This window comes from Binatus soli (SeqCode), from assembly GCF_050015535.1.
GTDB lineage: Bacteria > Desulfobacterota > Binatia > Binatales > Binataceae > Binatus > Binatus soli.
Window position 1 is genome coordinate 24,361 of record NZ_JBEKBF010000006.1, and the last position, 17,759, is coordinate 42,119.

The window sequence follows — 17,759 nt, forward strand, 5'->3', positions numbered from 1 at the left end:
AGTGTGCTCTCGTGAGATGAGCGCGCGCCGGTATCCGAGCGAATCGAAGGAATGGTAACGAGACTGTCGCGACGCCCCGCGGTTTCCCGAATCGCGGGGCGTTTTTTTTCGACGCTCGGCCAGCGTAGAATCCAGCGCAATATGAGCGCCATCCCAGCGCCACTTCGACGCTTGCTTCAACGCTTGGACCATCGTCCGGCTTCGCCGCCCAGCTCTGAGATCACTCCAGCAGTTTCCCTGCCGCTACCAGCGCTGAGTGATGCCGCTGTCGCCGAAGCGCCTCCCGTTGCGCTCTGCGCTCGATGCCGCCACGCTTTACGACGCAACGGGCACAAAGTACGCGCCGGCCGCGCGCGCTCGCGTCGCAGAGCGCGATGAGCGCGGCCGGTTCTTACCTGCTTAGGCAGCCACCGCCGATGAATCAGCAGAAAACGGCAGCGTCCGCGTGAAGTCCGCAAGCCTGGTCGCCTCGCCGGCTGTGAGATCCGCCGGCAACACGATTGTCACAACAAAATCGGGGCGTAAACTGTAGCTATGCCGAATGACGCCGGCAGCACCATGACCACCAACACCATCAGCAGCGACAGCAGCCGACACCGAGGCTTCAACCTCAAGAGGCTCGTCGCTCGCCCCAACGGCCACAGCAGCGACCACCTTCACCGGCAAAATCCAGCGAAACCGGCAGGGATGGTCATAACGGCCGGGGATGTACGTCCCCAACCCCATATTCTGCAATTCACTGAAAAAATTCTTCACCGCCTCATCGTCAAGCCCCGCCTGCCACTTCAAGACGGAAACGGTCGTCTCGGAGCGATTCCGCTGATATCGTCTAAGAGAATCAAACGCACTCGTAGCAGCGGGGTCTCTGGCGTACAGCGCTCTTACTCTCTCGTTTACATTCATAAATATAGTCTCCCGAGCCATCAATTTAGATACTATCGGCTCTACCATTGATAATACGCCGTATGTTTAATTAAATCAAGTGCCATCCCCGCTCAATCTGGCCCCTACGGAAACCGCCGTGCAGATGCTTCGATATCTGACGAGTGAAGGGCGACGAACGCGCGTCGCTGTGAGGTACACGCTCGCTTCGCTCGCGCAGCTATTATCTCTAGTTGCCGTCCTCGCGCGACGCGCTTGCGGCGAGCGCGATTCTGAACGCACCTATCCCGAGTGGGCAGGCCTTCGGCTAAAGAGACTCTCGATCCACGGCTCGGCGAATCGCCGTCGAGTTCTGCTGCGAGTCGTGAGAGCATGTCCGCGGGTGGCGGACTAGAGCACGTTGCTCGCGCCCGTGGCTTTGCGCGGAGGCTTCGCGCTGCCCTTCACATGGTTTCACGCCGCTGCCTTAGCGGCCGCTACTTGCTGCCTCGGCCCTACGATCGGCCGAGCGCGCTATACGTTGCGCGCTGAACGCCATGCGGTGCCCCTTACTCCCGTCGCTTCCTCGCTTCCGAATCACAGTTCTCCGCGCGACTAGCGGCGGCGGGTCCTTGCTTCTTGAGCTTCGCGCGCGCGCATCGCCTCGGCCGGAGTCATGATCAGCCGCGGCTCTTGCTCGGCCTTCTGCTGCTCGGCCACCGCGACGGCGCCGAGCTGGGTGCGGATGAAGGCCTGAAAGAAAAGTACTCTCGTCACGTCGATTCCGTCGCGCAGCCGCGCCGCTGCCGCCGCGGCCCATCCCGCCTGCGCGCGGCGTCCAACCCGCGTCATGTAGTACGCGATATCCTCGAGCCGCCGCTGGACCGCGCGCCCGTTGTCGCCCGTCAGCAGTTCGGCGGTCGCGCGATCGATCACGGCGTTCACGCGTTCCTGCTTGTGGAGCGGATTCAAGACGATCACGCTTTCGCCGGCGCGGGCAATCTCGTCGACGTAGGGTTTGAGGATCGCGTCGGGGATCCGCCATTCGAGCAGTTCCGGTTCCTTGAGCAGCTCGACTGACGGCTCGCCGGCAGCTTCAGCGGCAAGCTCGGCATAGACCGGATGAAGCAGTTCAGTCGGCGGCGGCGACGCGATCAACTCGGAGCGCAGCGCGAGAAAGTTTCCGACGTGACCGCGCCGCGACTCGGGCGTGTTGCGCCAGGCCTCGCACGCGATGAAGTCCGCGACGCGCCAATCGGCGTCAACCAGCTTCACCTGTGCGCGGCGTTCGAGTTCTTCGCGTTCGGATTTCAGCTCGCGCCGCGACAGCGCGCCGTTCTGCGCGCCGACCAGGCCGTCGCGCTCGGAGATCAGCGCCCACAGCCGGATCACGCCGCCCTGCACGCGCGGCTTGACGATCCAGACGATGCGCGCGCCTTCGCTGTCGATCGGCGAGAGCATCGCGGCTATTTCAGTTTTTTCAGTGGCGTTGTCGTGCACGGCGCCGGCCGCTGCAGCGGTGGCCGCGGGCGCGTCGATCCCGTGCTGCTTCAGCTTGTACAGCGCGCGGCGGACTTCGCGCCGGATCGCGCCGGCCGCGCCGGCTTCCATCTCGGTGAGCATCGCGGCGGCGCGCGGGTCTGCGATCCTGCCGAGGGCGCGCGCAATTGCGACATCCGCGATGCCGGCCCTGCCCTTGAGCGCGCGCAGTTTCGCGAGCGCGTCGGCGGGCGCGAGCGCGGGGTCGAAGCCGGCCTCGATCAATTTCGCATCGTCAAGATTGGTTTGAGGTAAAATACTCAAATGAATGCCGTGCGAGCGCGGATTTCTGCGCGATTAAGACAGCGAATCGTGGGAGCCTATTCGCGGGCTTCCCGAACTGTCAAGTTTTTCACGCCAAGGCGGTAGCGATCAACGAAAAAACGAAAAAACGAAAAACGAAAAAATGAAAAAATGAAAAGCCTCGAAGCGCGCTGCGGTAGATGAGATCCTTTTGGCGCTTGGAGTAGGGCAGGCCGATCTGATCGACGTGTCGTACTTCGAGCTGCTCGCGAAGCCCTAGCCGGCCGGCTACGCATCGCGGCCAAAGAAGTCGTCGAACAATTTGCCGATTGCGCTGTGAACCGCGGGCGCGTCGAGCGGGTCGGACCCGCCCGCCTTAACGGCGGCGGCGAACACGAGCATGTTGCGCTTGAATAGTTCGAACTGCGCGTCGCTCATGAAGCCGACCGGGGAGCCGTCGCTGATAAAACCCGCCATCTCACCGAATCCCCGCGCGACGCCGCGAAGTTGACCGGCAAGTTCCGGCGACTGGTTCTCGATTGCGTAGGCGTAAACCAGGCACGCTATTTCCATTCTGCCCGCGCGAAATCGTTGCTGGTCCATCCTGACCCGGCGTGCGTCGAGCCCTTTTTTCAACCCCAGCTTTCCGAGATCGGCGAGCGTCGGCGGCGTCTTGTTGTTGATCGCATTGTCGCCGAGCCAATCCGCGTTATCGCCGAGAATTTGCGCAACGACAGGCGCAATCGTTTTGGGATCCGCAGGCTTCAGCAGATCGATCACGGCGCAATCCGAAGTGCCGCCGTAAATCTGAACGAGACCGGCTTGTGACATCGACGACAGCACCGGATCGTCAGGCGCAAGCGGCGCAACGTAAGTCTGAGCGCCCGCGGAGAGATCGTCGCCGGGATCGTGGCGCGGCTGCACCTCGACCCAATGTCCCTTGCGCAGCACCACGGGAGTGAACACGGCGATTCCCGGCCCGGCTGACGACGCGTACATCGCGATCAGCCGGTTATTGAGGTGATGGTCGTCGATCACGCGAGCCAATTCGCGCGCCTGGTCCCAATCCTCGAGCAAAGGAAAATGAAATCCCGCGTCCCATAACGCCTCGGCGGCGAGACTCGGGGCGCCCAGCGGAAAGATCGTTGCGAGGGCGACCAGAACCGTGGCGAAGGCAATACGGACGGCGCGGACGGCGACACGATCCATCATCGCTGCAAGGAACAAGCCGGCGATCACGGAACCGGCGAGCGCGGATTGCGCGACGAAGCGACTGGGATCCTGAAGCAGCCACGAAACAGGCGCGGCGGCCCATGCGAGCAGAAATTTGTGGCGCGTCGGATGGCGGAAAAGCCAGATCGCTCCCGCAATCGCCAGAATATCGGTCAGCGGATCGAGGTGCGTCGCTTCGTGCCCATGGCGGCCGCGATACCACGCGAGATTGGCCAGAAAGTGAATCGAGTAGGGCGAAGTGAGTATCGCGGTGGCGACGCCGACGATGATCAGCGCACGCCAGCGTCGTTCCAAAATCGCGGCAACCAGAATGCCGAGCGGCGCCGTGAGGAATCCACCAAGATGAATGTAACAGGCGGCGGATGTGATCAGCGTCGCAAGTACGAGCCGATCTTCGAGAAAAAAATAAATCGCCCACGGTATCGAAATGAAGAGCCATCCCGAAGGAATCCCGACATAGAACGAACCTGCGGCAAAAGCGCTGCCGGCGAGCAACGCGACCGCGAACATCGCGGCGATATCGCCGCCGAGCCGGCGCGCGAAGTAGAGCACGGTGAGCATCGCCGCGCCCCATTGCGCGAGGCCGAGAATCGCGTTGGCTAGAATGAATGAATCGGGTCTGCCGCCGAGGATTAGTCCGAGTATTGCGATCGCTACGTGGAGCGCAGGCCCCTGCAGGTTCGGCCGTCCGCCGGGGCCGTAATTTATATGGTCCCACCACGCGGTGCCGTGCGCTGCGTACCATCGCGCGAGCGAGATGTGATAGCCGGAGTCGATGCTCACCCGGTAGTCGGGCAGCGAGATAATCAGCAAGAGGGCGTTGACGCCGAGGATCGTCCAGGTGACTGCGCGCGCCGCGCGATTCGGTGCTTCGAGCGATTTCGATTCGAGCGTCACGTAACTCTCCGCGGCGCGTGATTGATAAATCTAAGCGCTGAAGATGCTGTCTGCTCCGGTGGACTCCAGCGCCGAGTCCACGAATTTTCGATCGGCGGCGCTGAGCGCCAAGCGAGCTTCGCGCAACCATCCTAGACACTTGCCCTGGTAGGGAAAGGGCTGCTGCACCCACGCACGCCCGTCAATCTCGCATCGCACTTCACTTGCGCGCGAAGCAAGCGCACGCGCGTTGGCGAGCAGGAAGGGCGCATAGACGCGGCCAATCTCGATCAAAAACGGGCGAAGCGCGGCGACGGCATCCTCGCGCGGGAGCCATCGAGCGTCTTCGACATCAAGCGACGAGAGATCGTCGAGATGGGTGACCCATGAGACCACGCGCGGAGTCTCGGCGGCCGCAATTGCCGCGGGCGTCGGATCGAAGTGCGCAAGCTGGCTCAACTGGCCGAAGAAGCCGAAGTCGCCGGCGCCCGGCCGCGCGCCCATGAGGAATCGATTTCCGGCGACCAGATGCGAATCGAGCAACACGAGCAAGCGGCGGTAGCTCGCCTCGATAACCGGCGTCGTCACGTCGTTCGATCCGACCACGCCGAGCCGTGCGATTTGACGATCGGCAAAATAGCGGGACGCCTTGGCCAGCGTGTCACCGCTCATGCATAGATCGCGGTCGAGCGCGAGCACGTGCGAGGCCTTGTCGATGTCGGCCGCGTATTTCCATCGATAGTGGAACATCGGCTTTGTGAGCCATTCGTCGGCGTAGTCCTCTAGGATCGCGTCCAGAAACGCGAGCGCGGGATCGGGCGGGACAATGGAACGTGTGGGGATGAGCTTTTCGAGCCGCCGGATCTGAAACGTCGAGTCGATCATCGCCTCGTCGGCGCGCCCTCCCTCACCGGGGAAAACGAGCACCGGGATAAGAGCGACAGGGACCGGAGGAATATCGACGTCCTCCGATGAGCCGCGCATTATCCAGGTGAAGGGGATCCGCCGAAAGCGCAAAACCGCGCGCATTTTGCGCGAGTAGGGGGAGCCGAATCCGCCGACCAGTTTCAATGCTGTCATCGTTTCGGCCCTCTCGTCACAGTGCTCGTCAATCGACCGCTCAAGCGGGGGCCTCTACGGGAAGCTTCGGGTTGCGCTCGGGAGGAAGATTGTCGTACAGGTCGGCGCGCAGATCGGACTTCAGCTTCGCGTAGGCCGGATCGTTCCACAGATTGCGCCATTGCATCGGATCCTCGCGCAGATTGTAGAGCTCGCCCTCGGTGCCGTCGTAGCGGATATCGGCAATCGGACCGCGCGGCGCGAGCATCGGTGGAATGTTGGCCAGGTCGAATCCATAGTCGCGAGTCGATTTCTCGTAAACGGTGAGCGTGTAGCCGTCGCGATAGATACTGCGCAGATGCATCCCGATTGCGGCGAACTGGCTGTCCCATTCGGTGATCACGCGCTCGCGGCCCGAGCCCGGCGCGATGGGAAGCGGCTTTCCCTGCATCCAGTCGGGAACCGGGACGCCCGCGATTTGGCAGAACGTCGGCGCGAGATCGAGCTGCCCGACCGGTTCCGCGATTTCGTTGCGCGTGATTTTGGCCGACGGCGCGGGGCGCCAGATCATCGGCAGCCGCATCAAGGCGTCAACGTGATACGGCCCCTTGTAGAGCAAGCCGAAGTCGCCTTGCAGCTCGCCGTGGTCTGTCGTGAAAAATACGTCCGTGCGCGGTTCCCATCCCCGCTCGGCGATTCGGGCGAGCACGCGGCCGCAAGCCTGGTCGATCAATTCGTTTTCGACGTGGATCATCGCGTTGACTTCGCGAAGCTGATTCTCGGTGAGCTGGCACGGGACGAAGCTGGCGGGGCCGCCCTCGAAGTTGCCGAAGCGGCCCTGGTACCAATCGAGCCAATGGCGCGGCTTGCCGCCGAGTATTTTTTCGATTTTCTCGCGCGAGCCGGGATAGCCGGCGGGCAGATCGAGATCGCGCCAATTGATTCGCCGCGCCTCGTGCTCCGGCGGGTCCCATGGATGATGGGGATCGGGGAAACTCATCCACACGAACCAGTTGTCGCCGGGATCGAGCGAATCGAGGTATGCGATCGTCCGCGCGGCCACCCAGTCGGTGTGGTAATGCTCGCGCGGAATCGGATTGTACTTCACTTCGGGCGCGCCGGTGTCGCCGCCGGGCATCGCGGTGAGAATCGGCGCGAAGCCGCTTATTTCGTCGGGATAGTTTTTCTGCAGCCACAGGGAATAATGCCATCCGCCGATCGGCGAATGCATCGCCAGTTCCATCCGATCGAAGCCGCGATACGGGCCGGTTGAATTCCGGCGCGCCATCTGGTTCTCGAACCATCGCCCCTGCAAATCGAAAGCGGGCTCGAAATGCGCCTTGCCCAGCAGCGCGGTGTGGTAACCGGCCTTCTCGTGAAGATAAGCCGCGACGCTCGGCGAGTCGGGCGGAAGTGCAACGCCGTTGGCGACGACGCCGTGGGTGCGCACGTATTGGCCGGTAATCATGGTGGAGCGGGCCGGCATGCAGACGACATTTTGATTGTGCGCGCGCCGATAGTTGATTCCGCTATTGGCGAGCCGGTCGGCGACCGGCGTCTTCGCGATCGTACCGCCGTTGCATCCCAGCGCGTCGTAGCGCTGCTGATCGGTGGTGATGAAAAGGATATTGCGTCCCATTGGATTCGGCTCCCGCGTAGAAACTTCACTCTTTAACTTTTCCCGTTGTCAGCAGCGCGCGGATGGTCGTCGCCATCACGCCTCGCGCCTCGGTTTCGGAAAGCCCCTGATGCCGGCGCATCTGCTCCCACGCGACCCAGCAAGTAGCAACGTCAAGCGCGGCGATCGTCGCACGCTTTTCATCGGCGGCGAGTTTCGAGAGTTCGGGCGCGAATGCGGCAAGCGTGGCGGCTCGCGTGAGATCGCGCGCATGCTTGAGGCGGCGGGCCAGGGCAGGGCGAAATGGTTCCATCAAAACCGCGGCGCGGCGCACGGGCGATAACGTCTCGAGCAGGCGGCCGCGTTGCGCGGAGAATCCTTCGATGCGGCGCGCCAGCGGGGTCGAGACAGGAATTGGCACGGCGAGCGGCTTGACGCGCTCGGCCTGGCGGTCGGCGAGCTCGCTGTAGATCTCTTCGAGGTCGTCGAAATGATGGAACACGAGCCGCAGCGAGACGCCCGCGCGTTCGGCGATTCGCGCCGCGGTGGGCCGCAGGTCGCCCTCGCCGAGGAGACCGAGCAGGGCGCCGACCACGGCGCGGCGAGTGCGAGCCGAGCGGGCAAGGCGTCCGTCGAGACGAGCAAGTTGCGGCATCAGGGGCGAAACTTATTACATTAACAGTGCAATTACAAGCGGGAATTGGAAGAAAAGGGAGCCGGATCGAGAAGCTCGAGCAGGTTCAGCGTGATGCGCAGGGTGAGGCCCCAGATTACCTGGCCGCCGTAGAGAATCGCCGGGAATTTCGAGGAACGACCGGCCGGCCCATCGCTCTTCCATTCATAGTCGCCGCGAAACTTCGGATCGCGGAGCGCGGCAAGAGGCACGTCGAAGATTTCGGCGACTTCGGAGATTTGAGGCTTGAGCGGCGCGTCGGACGGGATCACACCGACGAATGGCGCGACGACAATTCCGCTGGTCGTCGTTTGCATGGTGGGGAAAGCGCCGACCACTTCTACGGTCGAAGGATGGATGCCGACTTCTTCGTGCGCCTCGCGCAGAGCGGCGTCGAGCAGGGTCGCATCCACGGGATCGACGCGTCCGCCGGGAAACGCGACCTGGCCGCGATGGCTCGCGACATGGTCAGAGCGGCGGATATAGACGACGTGAAGGCGGCCGGCGCGCTCGAAGAGCGGCATCAGCACCGCGGCGGCGTTCGACTTGTTCGCCAGCGCCGCGCGCGGGGCGGGAGTGACGGTGGAGAGCTTGCGTCGGATGAGATCGATCTGGCGGGCAAACGTCCTTTCAGGGGCATTGTCGTTCGCCGCGGTGGGATCGGGTGTGGGTCTAGCGTCACTCATTGCTACAGATAATCGCGCGCAACGCCCTTCTTGCAAGCGCCCGCCCGGTTTTCAATGCTGCCGCCGGGTAGGCTAACCTCAAGTCCGGCGGCTGCACGCGAGTGACTTCATAGCATGCGATATTTGATTGGCAGGTACCACGAGATCGCGCTCAAGGGGCGCAATCAGTGGCGATTCGTCGATCAGGTCAAGCAGAATCTGCGCGATATATTCGGCGACTACCGGCTGGGCAATATCCGCAGCGTCGGGCCGCGCCTGATGGTGCAAATCCCCGACGAGCTAAGTGACGAAACCGCAGCCGAGCGCGCGGCGTTGATTTTCGGGCTGCAGAACTTCTCGATAAGCCGTGCGACCGCTCGCGACATCGAATCGATCGCGCGCGAAGCGATCAAGCGCGCCAGCGGAAGCAATGCGAGGACATTTGCGGTGCGGACCAAACGCGAGGACAAACGGTTCGCGATGAATTCGGTGGAAATAGATCGTGCGGTCGGCGGCGAAGTGCAGGAGGCGCTCGGCTTCGAAGTGGATCTTGACGCGCCCGAGCTCACGATATCGATCGAGATAATGAACGATGCCGCGTACGTGTCGGCGGGCAAGATGGCGGGCGCGGGCGGACTTCCGGTGGGGGTCACGGGGCATGGACTGGCGCTGCTGTCGGGCGGGATCGATTCGCCGGTCGCAGCGCATCGAATGATGAGGCGCGGGCTTAGGCTGGACTTCGTACATTTTCACGCGTATCCGATCGTTTCGGCGGCGAGCCGGGAGAAGGCGGCGGAGCTTGCAGCTCATCTGACGCGATGGCAGGCGCGATCGACGTTGATGCTGGTGCCGTTTGGAAACTTGCAGCGCGAGATCGTGGCGAATACTTTGCGCCCGCTGCGGGTGGTGCTGTACCGGCGCTTCATGCTGCGAATCGCAAGCGCGCTGGCGGAGCGTTCAGGCGCGACGGTGCTGGTAACGGGCGAAAGCCTGGGGCAGGTCGCCTCGCAGACGCTGGAAAACATGGCGGTGATCGAGAAGGCGGCGGCGTTTGGGGTCATGCGGCCGCTGGTCGGGATGGACAAAAACGAGATTATCGATCAGGCGCGCCGGCTGCACACGTTCGAGACGTCGATATTGCCCGACCAGGACTGCTGCACGCTGTTTGTGCCGGCGCATCCCGAGACGCGGGCGCGAATCGAGGAAGTCGAGGCGGCGGAATCGCGATTCGATGTCCCGCGGATGATCGACGATGCGATCCGCGCCACCGAAGTCGAGCGCTTTTGGTTTCCGCCGCGGGCCACGCAAGCGGCTGCGGCGGATCCGCGGCCGTTCGCATAGCGCGCCTTTTTTCTGATAAGCAGGGGACTGTTGCCTGCCAGGATGGCGGCCAACGGGTGGAAATTGCCCCCCCGAGCCGAGCTTGTTTTCGGTGGAAGCGACATTAGAATCGAACCGTTTGCGGCTCGCGTAAAGAAGGATTTCGACGATGACAATGAGCAGAATTCAGGCCAAGGGTGCGATTCTTGCGGCTGCTGCGGTTTGTGCGTTTCTCGTGGCGGGATGCCAGGGTCATACGCCCCAGCACGCGGCGGAAACCTATCTGAGCAACCTGAAACTTTACAATTACCCGACCTGCTACCAGGCGCTGTCGCATCAGGACCAGGTCGATCGCACGATGGATCAGTTCCTCAGCGAAATCCCGATGGCGCCCGACGTGAGCAAGGACTGGTTCAAGGGCGTGCTGCGCGTTTATGATTACAAGGTTGGCGACTCGAAGACCGACGGCGACAAGGCAATAGTCACGGTCAGCGTGACGCAGCCCGATCTCGCGCTCTGGGAGCGGACGATCGATGCTTCACTTACCAGAGATGCGTCCCCCGACCCGATCGCGCAAAAGAACCTGGCCGAAAATACGTACCCCAAGGTCACCTACGACGACAATATGGTGATGGTGAATCAGGGTGGCGAATGGCGGCTGTTCGTCAATTTCCCGTTCAAAGAAAATATCATCAAGGAACACAAGGACGCCGTCGATCTCTACCACAAGCACGACTACGACAAGGCGATCGCCGCCTATCAGAAAATCCTCGACGAACTGGACAAAGAGCAGGCGACCGGCAACGCGGGCCTCAAGTTCCAGTACGGGCGCGAGTTGGCGGATATACAAAACGCGCAGAAGCAGCTCTCCGACGCGCAGGCGTACGTCCCGAAAATCGCGCTGAGCGATGTCGATATGAAGATGTCAGCGTCGCGAGTGCCGGGAATTTTCGGCAAGATGACGAACAGCGGCGACAAAGCTATCGACGAGGTTCAGTTCACGGTCACGTACACAGTGGGCAAAGGGAAAACCAAGAAGGAAGTCTTCAGCGAGGTCCACACGCCGATCGCGACCCCGCTCGAGTTCACCAACTTCGGGCGTCCGGTGCTGCCGTTCGTGCCGGGCGAGACGCGCAATTTCGGTTTCCGCCTCACAGCCGCGACCGACATCCAGCAAAAAGCGACGCCCGACCTGACGGTCACGTCGATCGCGTTCACGCAATCGGGCGCGCCGCTGCCCAAGCCCGCGGCGCCATCGCCGTCGCCGGGAGCTTCGCCCGCGACGGCTGCTTCGGCAGCTTCCGCGCCCGCCGCTTCGGCGGCAGCGCCGGCGAAGAACTGACGCGGCCCGGCGCTTGACGCCGAGTTGCGCATCGGCGCCGGGTTATCCGGTGCGAGGCGCGGTTGGGCTATTATGGAAACGCGGCGCGGCATGAAGCGGCGGCGGATTCGCTTAGCGCGCGCGCACGACCGCATTGACAGTCAAACTCACAATTGCGATTCCCACCCATAATCGCGCGGCCTTGGTGCGCGAGACGTTGGCGAGTATCGCGTCGCTCTCGATGCCGGCGGGCGTCGAGGCCGACTGCCTCGTCATCGACAATGGATCGACTGACGATACCGCAGCGGTAATCGATGAATCCGCGCGTGGCGCGGCGCTTGCGATGCGGCGGGTGTTCGAACCGCGCCTGGGGTCGAGCTTTGCGCGAAATCGTGCGGTGGACGAAACCGCGTCGGACTTCATCTTCTTCATAGACGACGACGCGCTGGCCGAGCGCGATTGGGCCGCCGAACTACTCGATAACATGCGCCAGCGCGACCTGGACGCCGCGTGCGGGATGGTTATCCCGCGATGGTCATCGCCGCCGCCCAAGTGGCTCGGGCCGAGCCTGTGGGTCAAGCTCGCAGTTCACGACCGGCGTACGATCGAGTCGGCGCCAACGTCATCTGCCGAGCGGTTGGATAATTATTTCAGCGCCAATGTCGGATTCAAGCGCTCTGCGTTCGCGCGTTTCGGGAAATTTCGCGAGGACCTCGGCGTGGTCGGCGGCAATCCTATCTCGGGCGAGGACACCGAACTGTTTGCGCGGATATTGGCGCGCGGCGGCGCGATCGGGTTTGCTCCGCGCGCGATCGTGCATCATCTGATTCCGGCCGAGCGGATGACGCGGGCGTATCTGCGGCGCAAGAGCTTCGCCTTCGGCATGGGCACCGCATTTGCGGGACTGCAAAGCCACAACCGCCTCGACAAGCTGGTCCGCAACGGGGTCAGAATGGCGGCCGCCGCGATGCGCGGCGATCCGGAGCGGGCGATTTATCACGAACTCGAATGCGCCAACTTCCTCGGTTACTGGCGCGGCCGCCTGATCGCGAGATAGCGCCGCATCGCCTCGATCACTTCACGTAACCCAGCATACCGCGCTTTAGAATCGCCGCGAGATAAGGAATCAGCTCGAGGCTCGCGAGCTCAGCCGGCGCGACCCATCGATGCTCGACGTGTTCGTCGGGCCGCAGCTGCACTTTCTGAAAAACTGTCAACCGACACGAGTAAAGCGCCTGCAGATAGGGCTCTGAAACCATGCTGTGCAATCCGAGCAGGCGGTCGATCGCGACATCAAGCCCGGTTTCCTCCTTGACCTCGCGCAACAGGCAATCCTCGAAACTCTCGCCCAGCGCGATATGGCCGCCGGGAAGGTCCCAGCTTCCGGGCCGATACGGCATTACCGGCGCGCGCTTGAGCACGAGTATTCGCCCGCGACTGGCGATAACGCCATGGATGCCCACATAGAATTGCTGCTCCGCCATCGTGCTCAAGCTAGCGGGCCGCCGGTCGATGCGCCACTTCCGCGTTTAGCGACGGCCCCAGGCGCCGCCGCCGGGTGTCTCGATTCGAATGCGCTCGTGCGCTTTGACATCGATATTCGTTTTGCCGGGCAACCTGGTTCGTCGCGTGCCACGCACCAGAATGTTCATCCCCGTCGCGCCCGGTCCTCCGCCGGCGAGTCCGTACGGCGCGATTGTCCGCCGTTCAGTGAGCAAGCTTACGTTCGAATCGACAAGGCACTCGAGTTCACGAATCAGTCCGTCGCCGCCACGCGCGCGACCACGGCCACCCGAGCGGCGCCGGATTCGATACTCGGTGATCCGCATCGGGTAGTAGGCCTCGAGCGCCTCGATCGGCGTGTTGAGCGTGTTGGTCATGTGAGTGTGGATGCCAGACGCGCCGGGCCGGCCCTTTGCGGCGCCCGCGCCGCCGGCGATCGTTTCGTAGTAAGAAAAATGGCGGTCGCGAAATCGGTCGAAGCCGCCGACCGTCAGATTCGACATCGAGCCCGAACTCGCCGCCGGGATGCGATTCGGCGCCGCCTTGGCGAGCGCGCGAAACAGAACGTCAACAATCCGCTGCGAGGTCTCGACGTTTCCGCCCGCGACCGCTGCTGGAGCCAACGCGTTGACGATCGAGCCTGGCGGCGCGAGGAGACTGATCGGGCGCATCAGGCCTTCGTTGGCGGGCACGGCCTCCGCCGCGAGGCATTTCATGACATAGAAAGTCGCGGACAGGGTGACCGCGAAATTTGCGTTGACCGAACCGCGCACCTGCGGCGCGGAACCGGTGAAGTCGACGAACGCCCTGCCGCCGCCTATTTTGATTGCGGCACGAATTGGAATCGGACCTGTGCCGAATCCGTCGTCGTCGAGAAAATCCTCCGCCCGATAGGTTCCCGGCCGAAGCTCGGCAAGCGCGGCCATCATCAGGCGCTCGGCGTAATCCTTGAGCCCGTCCATCGCAGCTTCGACCGTTTTCCGTCCCGACGTTTTTACGATCGCCAGCAACCGCTCGGCGCCGACCGACAACGCGGCAATCTGCGCGCGCAGGTCGCCCTCGCGCTCCTCGCGGACTCTCGTATTGGCGAGAAACAGCGTCATCACGTCGCGGGCAATCTCGCCGCCGCTGACAATTTTCACCGGAGGCAATCGGAAACCTTCCTGGTAAATCTCCGTCGCGAGCGCCATCGAGCCCGGCGCGATCCCGCCCATGTCCGCGTGATGCGCCCGGTTGGCGGCGTACGCGAACGGGCGGCGCTCGATCCCGATAAACACCGGCGCGACCAGCGTCAAGTCGGGCAGATGCGTCCCGCCGGCGAAGGGGTCGTTCAGCGCGGCGACGTCGCCGCGCTCGAACTCGAGCGTCGCGATCGCCGCGCGCACCGAGAGCGGCGTCGAGCCGAGATGCACCGGAATATGTGCGGCCTGCGCGACCAGCTCGCCGCGCGCGTCGAAAATCGCACATGAAAAATCGTGCCGCTCCTTGATATTGGGCGAGAACGCCGTATGCCCGAGCACAACGCCCATCTCGTCGGCAATCGCTGCAAGACGACTGTTCATCACGGCCAGCGTGATCGAATCGAGCTTCATCGCGCCGCCTCCAACTGGAGATTACCGAAGTCGTCCACGCGCAAAGTGAATTCCGGCGCGACGTACGCGGTGGAACTCAGCTCGACGACGACGATCGGCCCGCGCACGCGCGCGCCTGCGCCAAATGAGGCTCGATCGTAGATCGGCGCCGCACGTTCCCGTCCGCCAACCAGCACTGGTCCGCTTGAAACCGGCGTTGGCTTCCCGACCTGGCGTGCGATTCGCTTCGGCCTGGCGACCGACGCCGCCGCGACCGCGCGGATACGGATATTCACCACTTCGACGGCGCTACTCGCGCAGCAATGTCCGAAAGTTCTGCGATGCGTCGAATGAAAGTCGGCGACGAATCGGGGCGTGAGCGCGATTTCGAGTTCGTACGACTGCCCCCGATAGCGCATGTCGGCCCACAGTTCGTGACGAATCGCGGCCGCTCCTTCAGCCCCGAGCTCGGCGTGTGCGCGGCGGACCAGTCCCGAGGCGCGCGCGAGCAGGCCCCGATAGTTCGGATTCGTCTCGCGCACCGTCAGCGAATACTCGCGGCCCAAAGGAGCGCTCGCCGCCCCCCACGCGCACAGCAGGCCGGGATTTCGCGGCATCACGATTCGCCGGATACCCAAATCGAGCGCCAGTTCGCACGCGTGCATCGGGCCGGCGCCCCCGAACGCCAGCAACGCGAAGTCGCGCGGATCGTACCCGCGCTCGACCGTGATCACGCGAATCGCGCGCTCCATGTTCGCGTTGACGACGCGAATAATCCCGCGCGCCGCCGCAATCGGATTCGTTTTCATCTCGCTCGCGAGCCGCGACAATGCGCGCCGAGCGCGATCCGGATAAAGCTTCATTTGGCCGCCCAGGAAATTCCCCGCGACCAATCTGCCCGCGATCAGGTCGGCGTCAGTCACGGTGCACGACTCCCCGCGTCCATAGCACGCGGGTCCGGGATCCGCTCCCGCGCTATCCGGTCCGACTCGGAGCGAACCGCCTGCGTCGATCCGCGCGATCGAGCCGCCGCCTGCGCCGACGGTGTGAATGTCCAAAACCGGCGTGTGCACCGCGTATCCGTCGGGATGACTCAGCGTGCGGACTGGCGCGCGGCGATCAAACAGCGAAACATCCGTCGAGGTACCGCCCATGTCGAACGTGATGAAGCGATCGGCGCCGAATGCGCGCGCCAGGCTCGCCGCTCCAATCACGCCCGCGGCGGGGCCGGAGAGAATCGTTCGCACCGGCTCTGCCCGCGCCAGCTCCAGGCCGATCGCGCTGCCGTTGGACTGCATCACTCGAAGCCGCGCCCCTTCGAGCCGGGTCTCCAGGTTTTTCAGATGCGACGACATACGCGGCGCGACGTACGCATTCACGACCGCCGTCGAGAAGCGCTCATATTCGCGATACTCGGCGACAATCCGATGCGAGACCGAGAGCGGCCGTCCGAGCGGCGCCAGCGCCCGCGCGATCGATTCCTCGCCTTTCGGATTGGCGTACGAGTGAAGCAGGCAGATGGCGAATGCGTCGGCGCCGCTGCGCGCAGCGAGCCGCCGAATTCGCGCAAGCTCCGCACGGCTGAGCGATCTGATGATGATCCCGTCGAACAGCGTGCGCTCGGCAACGCCGAAGCGCATCGCGCGGCCGACGAGCGGCTCGGGTCGCGAAGGCGCCAGCGCGTACAGGTCGTCGCGGTTCTGGCGCCCGATCTCGATGAGGTCTTCGAACCCTGCGTTGGTAAACAGTGCGACGCGCGCGCCTTTTTTCTCGAGCAGCGCATTGGTCGCGACGGTGGAACTGTAGGTGACGGACTGCGGCGCCGCGTCGATGCCCGCGAGCATCTCGCGCAGGCCGCGGATGACAGCGTCGGCAGGGTCCGCCGGCGTCGAGAGCACTTTATGCACGCGGATTTCACCGCCGGCGATCGCGACGAGATCGGTGAACGTGCCGCCCGTATCGATTCCGACCACGATTCGGCCGGCGCGCAATGGCCGGGGGCTGCGGCGTTTCACGGCGCTCTCAGCAGTATTTTGAAATTGAGCGGATCCTTCGCGGCATCGAAACCGGCCAGGCCGTTTTCGCTGTCGAGCGCGAAGATGCCATCGATCAGCGGGCGAGGATCGATTTTTCCGGCCGCGAGTGCGTCGAGCGCAGGCGCAAAGCGGCCGCATCGCGAACCGATCACGCTGATTTCATTCACCACGATTGGCGCCAGATTAATTTCAGCCGCCGCTGCCACGGTGCTCTTCAGTATGATCTTTCCGCGCGGCCGGACCAGTTCAACCGCGCGCCGAAAACCCGATCCGCTTCCACTGCAATCGATCGCGACCTCGAATTTGTCCCGCACAGAAGATTCCTCGGCCGTATCGAGTCCGAGTTCAGCCAGCCGCGCGAGTTTCTCACGATGATGGCCCGCTACCAACGGCTGGTACTTCTCGCCCTTGAGCGCCATCGCGACGATCGCGCCGAGCCGGCCGTCGCCTATCACCGCGATCGTCTGATTGCGCGATAGATGAACCTGCTCGAAGATCTCGTACGCGGCGGCGACCGGTTCGGTGAATACCGCAACCTCGTCTGGAATCGAATCGGGAATCGCAACCAGGTTGCTGTCGGGAAGACGAAGGAATTCTGCAAAGGCGCCGTCGCGCCCGAGGATTCCGAGCACTGTGCGATTGGGACAATGGCGCGCGAGACCGCCGGCGCATATCGCGCATCGCCCGCATCCCGCGTTGATCTCGCCAACGACGCGTTTTCCCCGGATCGAGGAGTTGTTCGATTCGACTACGCGGCCGACGAATTCATGACCCGGCACTCCCCGAAATTGCATGTAGCCGCCGGCGATCTCGAGGTCGGTTCCGCAGATGCCGGCGAGCGAGACGCGGACGACACTCTCGCCCGGCGCCGCAACGGGATCGGGATAGTCGGCGCGAAATTCCAGATTGCGATCGAATACCAGCGCGCGCATCGCGCACGATTCAAACAAAAAAGCAGTAGGCTTGCCACAGCCAGGCAGGGGGTGACAGTCCCGGGGACGCGCGCCGGGGAAGGGAAATCACTTAATTAAATGTGAAACCCACCGTGTGATTGCAGGGGTGACCCCTGCACCCAGTATTAAGGCCGCCCGCCGTTGGCGGGCGCGGCCCCTGCCCGCAGGCGCGCCGTGTTTTCCTTTCTTAATACTGCGCTGCCGTCGCCACGGCCAGGGCTGAGCCCTGCACCCAATATTAAAACAAAGATGCGGCCTGGCGGCCTGTTAGAACGGGTTAGGGGGAAA

At 63.4% G+C, this 17,759-nt stretch carries 14 protein-coding genes; 3 read left to right on the forward strand and 11 right to left on the reverse strand.

Annotated elements, in window-relative coordinates:
- Positions 1 to 399 precede the first annotated feature (399 nt).
- The 7 genes from ABR989_RS05835 to ABR989_RS05865 form a co-directional block, all read right to left on the reverse strand.
- Entirely contained in the window at positions 400 to 789 is a 390-nt protein-coding gene (locus tag ABR989_RS05835; RefSeq protein ID WP_428126471.1) for a hypothetical protein, read from the reverse strand.
- Between the two features lie 687 nt (positions 790 to 1,476).
- A complete protein-coding gene (locus ABR989_RS05840; protein WP_428126473.1) occupies positions 1,477 to 2,664 on the reverse strand; it encodes a hypothetical protein in 1,188 nt (395 codons plus the stop codon).
- A 267-nt stretch (positions 2,665 to 2,931) separates the two neighbouring features.
- Positions 2,932 to 4,773: a hypothetical protein gene (locus ABR989_RS05845; RefSeq protein WP_428126475.1), complete on the reverse strand. Its 1,842-nt coding sequence runs from the start codon at positions 4,771 to 4,773 to the stop codon at positions 2,932 to 2,934.
- A 30-nt stretch (positions 4,774 to 4,803) separates the two neighbouring features.
- Positions 4,804 to 5,832: a glutathione S-transferase N-terminal domain-containing protein gene (locus ABR989_RS05850; protein ID WP_428126478.1), complete on the reverse strand. Its 1,029-nt coding sequence runs from the start codon at positions 5,830 to 5,832 to the stop codon at positions 4,804 to 4,806.
- A gap of 40 nt (positions 5,833 to 5,872) precedes the next feature.
- Positions 5,873 to 7,450 (reverse strand): sulfatase family protein, encoded by a 1,578-nt coding sequence (locus tag ABR989_RS05855; protein ID WP_428126480.1) that lies wholly within the window; start codon positions 7,448 to 7,450, stop codon positions 5,873 to 5,875.
- Positions 7,451 to 7,475: 25 nt separating this feature from the next.
- On the reverse strand, positions 7,476 to 8,084 hold the full coding sequence (locus tag ABR989_RS05860; RefSeq protein ID WP_428126482.1) for a TetR/AcrR family transcriptional regulator: 609 nt from the start codon (positions 8,082 to 8,084) through the stop codon (positions 7,476 to 7,478).
- Between the two features lie 32 nt (positions 8,085 to 8,116).
- Positions 8,117 to 8,788 (reverse strand): NUDIX hydrolase, encoded by a 672-nt coding sequence (locus ABR989_RS05865; protein ID WP_428126484.1) that lies wholly within the window; start codon positions 8,786 to 8,788, stop codon positions 8,117 to 8,119.
- Between the two features lie 114 nt (positions 8,789 to 8,902).
- Here ABR989_RS05865 and thiI point away from each other — a divergent pair, with 114 nt between their 5' ends.
- The 3 genes from thiI to ABR989_RS05880 all read left to right on the forward strand — a co-directional run bounded on the left by thiI (position 8,903) and on the right by ABR989_RS05880 (position 12,465).
- Positions 8,903 to 10,108, forward strand: coding sequence for a tRNA uracil 4-sulfurtransferase ThiI (gene thiI / locus ABR989_RS05870; protein ID WP_428126487.1), 1,206 nt, complete (start codon positions 8,903 to 8,905; stop codon positions 10,106 to 10,108).
- Between the two features lie 148 nt (positions 10,109 to 10,256).
- Positions 10,257 to 11,429: a hypothetical protein gene (locus ABR989_RS05875; protein WP_428126490.1), complete on the forward strand. Its 1,173-nt coding sequence runs from the start codon at positions 10,257 to 10,259 to the stop codon at positions 11,427 to 11,429.
- A gap of 133 nt (positions 11,430 to 11,562) precedes the next feature.
- The gene (locus tag ABR989_RS05880) at positions 11,563 to 12,465 is read left to right on the forward strand and encodes a glycosyltransferase family 2 protein (RefSeq protein WP_428126493.1); all 903 of its coding nucleotides are present in this window, start codon (positions 11,563 to 11,565) and stop codon (positions 12,463 to 12,465) included.
- 16 nt (positions 12,466 to 12,481) lie between these two features.
- Here the strand turns inward: ABR989_RS05880 and ABR989_RS05885 are convergent, their stop codons facing one another.
- Genes ABR989_RS05885 through ABR989_RS05900 form a run of 4 tightly spaced genes read right to left on the reverse strand, consistent with a single transcriptional unit; the run spans position 12,482 to position 17,450 of the window.
- A complete protein-coding gene (locus tag ABR989_RS05885; RefSeq protein ID WP_428126495.1) occupies positions 12,482 to 12,892 on the reverse strand; it encodes an NUDIX domain-containing protein in 411 nt (136 codons plus the stop codon).
- Between the two features lie 45 nt (positions 12,893 to 12,937).
- Positions 12,938 to 14,503, reverse strand: a complete 1,566-nt coding sequence (locus tag ABR989_RS05890) for a hydantoinase B/oxoprolinase family protein (RefSeq protein ID WP_428126498.1) — start codon at positions 14,501 to 14,503, stop codon at positions 12,938 to 12,940.
- Complete coding sequence (locus ABR989_RS05895; protein ID WP_428126501.1) at positions 14,500 to 16,497, reverse strand: hydantoinase/oxoprolinase family protein; 1,998 nt, start codon at positions 16,495 to 16,497, stop codon at positions 14,500 to 14,502. Before ABR989_RS05895 ends, ABR989_RS05890 begins: the two co-directional genes overlap by 4 nt.
- Positions 16,494 to 17,450, reverse strand: coding sequence for an MDR/zinc-dependent alcohol dehydrogenase-like family protein (locus ABR989_RS05900; protein ID WP_428126503.1), 957 nt, complete (start codon positions 17,448 to 17,450; stop codon positions 16,494 to 16,496). Before ABR989_RS05900 ends, ABR989_RS05895 begins: the two co-directional genes overlap by 4 nt.
- Between the last annotated feature and the right edge of the window lie 309 nt (positions 17,451 to 17,759).